Below are 5,539 nucleotides of genomic sequence, written 5' to 3' on the forward strand. Positions count from 1 at the left end.
CGTGAGGCCGACCACCACAGGTCCGGCACGACATCGGGGTTCGCGGGCGACGACCCGGTTCCGGTGGGCGGGGCGGGGTGGCGGGAGCATCCGTCCGGGCCGCTGTCGCCGCAGGAGCGGCAGCGTTCGCGGCTGCCGGTGCTGGTCGGCGTGCTCGGGGTCGCCGTGGTGGGACTGGCCGCCGCGCTGGGGTGGGTGGCGCTGCGCGACGACGGAGCTCCCGGCCGGCCGGGGGCGATCACGTCGTCCGTCACGGCGCGGCCGTCGCCCGAGGTGCCGCTCGGCCTGACATCCACTGCCCGGACTCCTGCGGCACAGACCTCCGCGGCCCCGGATTCCGCGGCACCCACCGCGGTCGTCACCACGCCCGACGCCGCGCGCACCACCTCCGCACCGACGGCCCCACCCCTCGGACCGCTGCCGGATTCGGTGTCCGGCAGCGATGGCCAGGGTTTCGTCGACGCGGTCGGCCCCCGCTGCAACTCCGACGATCCGGCCTACGCCGTCGGCCACACCGCCGCCTCACGATTCGTGGTGTGCCGCACCGGCGTCGGCCGCTACTACTACCAGGGGGTGCGGCTCAGTGACGGGGCGCGGATCGAACTCGACGATCCGGTGCCCGCCGCCGATGGCTTCACCGTCACCAACCCCGCCGACGGCACCCGGTACGAGATCGGCCCGCGCTCGCTGACCATCGTGCGGGGCGATGAGGTGCTCGCCGACGAGGCGATGATCGAGTACGCCAGCCGCTGAATCCGACCGAACCGGACGGATCGCCCGCGGATCGGTTAGGTTCGGAAGGCATCCAACGCCGGGTAGATCGGAGATTTCGCATGCGTGCAGCCGTGGTGAGCAAGTTGGAAGGGCCGGAGGCGATCGAGGTCGTCGATATTCCGGAGCCCGCGCCCTATCCCGGCGGCGTCGTCATCGACGTGCACGCGGCCGGGGTGGCCTTCCCCGACGTCCTCATGACCCGCGGCCTGTACCAGATGAAACCGGCCATGCCGTACGTCGTGGGCTGCGAGATCGCCGGAGTCGTCCGCGAAGCCCCCGAGGGCGCGCACGTGGCCCCCGGCGACCGGGTGGTCGCGCTGACCCTGCTCGGCAACGCCATGGCCGAGGTCGCCGTCGCACCCGTCGACATGGTGTTCAAACTGCCCGACAACATCGCCCTGGAGTCGGGCGCGGGTGTGCTGTTCAACGATCTGACCGTGCACTTCTGCCTGCGCAACCGCGGTCGCCTCGCCCCGGGCGAGACGGTGCTGGTGCACGGCGCGGCCGGTGGTATCGGCACCTCCACCCTGCGCATGGCGCAGGCGCTGGGCGCGGGCCGGGTGATCGCGGTGGTCAGCACCGAGGAGAAGGCCGAGGTCGCCCGCGCCAACGGCGCGACCGACGTCGTGCTCACCGACGGCTGGCTGGCGACGGTCAAGGACCTCACCGGCGGCCGGGGCGTGGACATCGTGCTGGACCCGGTCGGCGGCGACCGCTTCACCGACAGCATCCGCTCCCTCGCCTCCGGCGGCCGCCTGCTGGTGGTCGGTTTCACGGCCGGTGAGATCCCCACGGTGAAGGTCAACCGCCTGCTGCTCAAGAATGTCGAGGTCGTCGGCGCGGCCTGGGGTGAATGGGCGATGAGCCATCCCGGCTACCTCCAGGAGCAGTGGGCGGAGGTCGAACCGCTGCTCGCCAACGGCAAGATCCTGCCGCCGGAGCCGATCCTCTACACCCTCGACCACGCCGCGGAAGCCGTCGCCGCGCTGGACAAGCGCACCGCCACCGGCAAGGTCGTCGTCACCCTGCGCTGAGTCACCCGCGGAGAGCATGATCGTCGTACCGGTGGTGTGACCGGCGCGGCCGGGAGGGAAGGCGAACCATGAAGCTGTCGAACAGGGTGTTGAATCGGACCCTACTCGCCCGCCAGCATCTGCTGGAGCGGTCCACGCTGTCGGTGGCCGAGATGTGCGAGCACCTGATCGGCCTACAGGCTCAGGACGTCCCGCCGCCGTTCATCGCCTTGTGGAGCCGTATCGCCGAGTTCGACCCGAAGCCGGTGTCGGCCGGGCTCGAGGATCGCTCCCTGGTGCGAATCACGTTGATGCGCGGCACCATTCACCTGGTCACCCCGCCGGACGCGCTGCGCATCGCCCCGCACATCCAGCCCGAACTGGAGAAGGTGCCCTTCCGCAAGGGTTTCAACTACGGGGCCATGGTCGGGCTGGATCCGGAGCGGGTGCGCGCCGACGGCGAGGCGGTGCTCGGCGACGAACCCATGTCCGCCACCGCCCTGCGTGCACGCGCCGCCGAACTCTACCCGGAGCGCGATCCGGGGGCGATCGTCCAGACCTGGCTGTACCAACTGCCGGTCCTGCAAACTCCACCGCGTGGGCGCTGGCGCGACAACAGCCGCCCGGTGTGGTCCCGGGTCGAACCCTGGCTCGGCGCACCCCTGGACCCGACCTATCCGCTGGCGGAACTGCTGCTGCGGTACCTGCGCGCCTTCGGCCCCGCCACCACCATGGATATGCAGACCTGGTCCAAGCTCACCGGTATGAAGCCCGCGATGGACCGTCTCGGCGACCGCGTGCGCACCTACACCGACGAGCGCGGTCGCACCCTCTACGACGCCGCCGACGCCGAACTGGCCGACCCGGACACCCCCGCCCCCGTCTGCCTGCTCGGCTGGTACGACAACGCCGTCCTCTCCCACCAGGATCGAACCCGCATCGTCCCGGAGAGCGGCGCACCCCCACTGCGCGCCTTCGCCGCCGCCGTATCCCCGATCCTGGTGGACGGCTACCTCGCCGCCGTCTACAAGATCTTCACCGAGCGCGGTACGGCTCGTCTGCGTGTCAGCCCCCGCACCGAGTGGAGCCGCGCCGACCGCGACGCGGTGACGGCCGAAGCGGAGGCGCTCTTGGCATTCCTGGAACCGGAGCTGCACTCCAGCGTCGAAATCCTCTCCCCAGGAGCGGATTTGCGTCCCTGACCCCGTTCCGTTTCCTTCACGCACCCGGCTACTTCCCCGCTGCCTACACGCGCCCGGTCGTTTCCGGCTGCCTGCATGCGCTCGGTCGTTTCCGGCTGCCTGCATGGCTGGTCGGTTGCCCGTGCGCACCAACCGGTCGGCAGGTATCCGCACGATGGGTGCGGCAACCTTAACCCGGCGGAAACACCGCGCCGTTAGGCTTTCGGACACCACGTTCATGGCTGCAACGGACGCGGTGCACCGCCCGGATCGGGGCGGGCGAACCAGCCGCATTTCGAGAGGAATGCCGCATGGTGCCACAGTCAGCAGCCGTCCCGGGCAGTGCCGAGACCGACAGTGTCGTGATCGGCGATGTCACCGCCTACACCGCGACCGTCGGGGGGCCTCGGTGGACGTCGGGACAGGATGTGGTCGTCGAGCACGGCCGTGTCACCGCCATCGGGCCGAAAGCCGGTGCGGGCCGGGCGCTTCCTACGGTCGACGGTAGCGGCGGCCACCTGATTCCGGGTTTCGTCAACACCCACACCCACCTCCAGCAGTCCGTGCTGCGCGGTGCGGGGGAGGGGCTGCCGCTGCTCGAATGGTTGCACTGCGTAGGCGAATTCACGGTGGCGGCCACGCCCGAGCAGACCTATGCCGCCGCCCTCGCGGGCGGTCTGGAACTGCTGCGCGGCGGTGTCACCACCGTGGTCGAGCACATGTGGCCGAATCCCTCGGCGGCCGTACACGACGCGGCCCTGCGCGCCCTGCACGAGCTGGGCATTCGCGTGGTCTTCGGCCGGGGCGTGGCCGACCGGGCCGACCCCTCCCGCCGCTGGGGTATGGATCCACGCCTGCTGCAACCGCTTTCGGAGGTCTTCGCGCACATCGACACGCTCGACGCCAGGCTCACGGACACGCGGGTCACGACCGCGCTCGCCGTGCCGAATCCGCGCTGCCTCACCCCCGAGGGTATGGCCGCCGTGCGCGACTACGCCGATCGCACCGGCAAGACCATCTCCATCCATCTGCTGGAGACCCGCACCGACGAGGACATGTGCCGTGCACACGCGACCTGCTCGGCGGTCGACTATCTGGATCGCGGCGGCCTGCTGGGGCCGCGTACCCTCGCGGTGCACTGCTGTCACCTCGACGAGTACGGCCGCGGGCTGTTCGCCGAGCGCGGTGTCGCGGTGTCGTACAACCCGCTCAGCAATATGCGGCTGGGCAGCGGAGTAGCGCCGATCCCCGCCATGCTGGCCGCGGGCATCGGTGTAGGGCTGGGGGTGGACGGCGCGGCCAGCAATGACACCCAGGACATGCTGTTGGCGCTGCGCATGGGCGCGTACCTGCAGCGGGTCACGCACGCGCGCGCCGATCTGCTCGGCTTCGACGACATGATGCGGATGGCCACCCGCGGTGCCGCTGCCGCCCTGGGCGATTCGGATGGGCCGGTCGGAATCGCGGCGGGGGACCGCGCGGACCTGACCCTGCTGCGCTTCGATCGGGACTTCGCCTGCCTGCCGGTCCGAGATCCCGGGGCCACCGTGCTGACCACCGCCTCGCCGCGGGTGGTGGACACCGTCTGGGTGGACGGTGAGGCGGTGCTTCGCGACGGGCGCAGTACGCGCATCGACGAACCGGCCCTCACCAAGCTACTGCTGGACATGCAATAACAGTTAACCACTGCGAAACAGGATATTGATTGCACGTAATTCTGTGCAGCAAAACTGATCTGGACGCTTTGATTGCACGCAAGATTATCGAAAGAAGGTGAGCGCGGTGGTGCTCTACGACACGGTGCGCGACACCGGAACCGCCCCGAACTCCGAGCGGCGCTCGGTCACCGAGCCGCTCGCACCGGTTCCGGAAATCACCTGCACGGGGGTGGGCAAGCGCTACGACGGCCAGGGCTCCGGCGATATCGTCGCCCTCGCCGCTATCGATCTGGAGGTCCGGCGCGGCGAATTCGTCGCCGTGGTGGGGCCTTCCGGCTGCGGTAAGTCGACACTGCTGCGCTTGGCCGCCGGATTGGAGCGGCCGACATCGGGAAGCCTTGCGGTCCAGACAGATTCGGTCGGCTTCATCTTCCAGGAGGCCACCCTGCTGCCGTGGCGGCGGGTGCTGCGCAATGTCGAACTCGCCGCCGAACTGCGCGGCGTCGACCGCGGCACCCGCCGGACCCGCGCCACCCGCGCCCTGGCGGCGGTCGGACTGGCCGATTTCGCGGACAAACTCCCCGGCCAGCTCTCCGGCGGTATGCGAATGCGCGTATCCCTCGCCCGCGCATTGGCTTTACAGCCGAGCCTGCTGCTGCTCGACGAACCCTTCGGCGCGCTCGACGAGATCACCCGCCTGAGCATGCAGGAGGAACTGTTGCGGCTCTACCGCGACAACGTCTTCACGGCCCTGTTCATCACCCACTCCGTCTCCGAGGCGGTATTCCTGGCGCGGCGCGTGGTGGTCATGTCCGCCCGGCCCGGGCGCGTACACGAGGTGATCGATATCGACCTGCCGTACCCGCGCGACCGGGACCTGCGGTTCGACAGCGCCTTCACCGGCCTGGTCGCC

General features: G+C 70.0%; 4 protein-coding genes and 1 pseudogene. All 5 read left to right on the forward strand.

Going from position 1 to position 5,539, the window contains the following annotated elements:
* Positions 1–753 (forward strand): annotated as a pseudogene (locus QK444_RS31780) (hypothetical protein); the annotation flags it as partial.
* Positions 754–833: 80 nt separating this feature from the next.
* Positions 834–1,808: an NADPH:quinone oxidoreductase family protein gene (locus tag QK444_RS31785; protein WP_282785766.1), complete on the forward strand. Its 975-nt coding sequence runs from the start codon at positions 834–836 to the stop codon at positions 1,806–1,808.
* 68 nt (positions 1,809–1,876) lie between these two features.
* Positions 1,877–2,989, forward strand: a complete 1,113-nt coding sequence (locus QK444_RS31790; protein WP_282785767.1) for a winged helix DNA-binding domain-containing protein — start codon at positions 1,877–1,879, stop codon at positions 2,987–2,989.
* A gap of 290 nt (positions 2,990–3,279) precedes the next feature.
* On the forward strand, positions 3,280–4,644 hold the full coding sequence (locus tag QK444_RS31795; protein ID WP_282785768.1) for an amidohydrolase family protein: 1,365 nt from the start codon (positions 3,280–3,282) through the stop codon (positions 4,642–4,644).
* Between the two features lie 211 nt (positions 4,645–4,855).
* Positions 4,856–5,539: ABC transporter ATP-binding protein (locus QK444_RS31800; protein WP_282785769.1), on the forward strand; the 684-nt coding region annotated here is incomplete at its 3' end.

Source organism: Nocardia sp. CC201C (genome assembly GCF_030010695.1).
GTDB lineage: Bacteria > Actinomycetota > Actinomycetes > Mycobacteriales > Mycobacteriaceae > Nocardia > Nocardia otitidiscaviarum.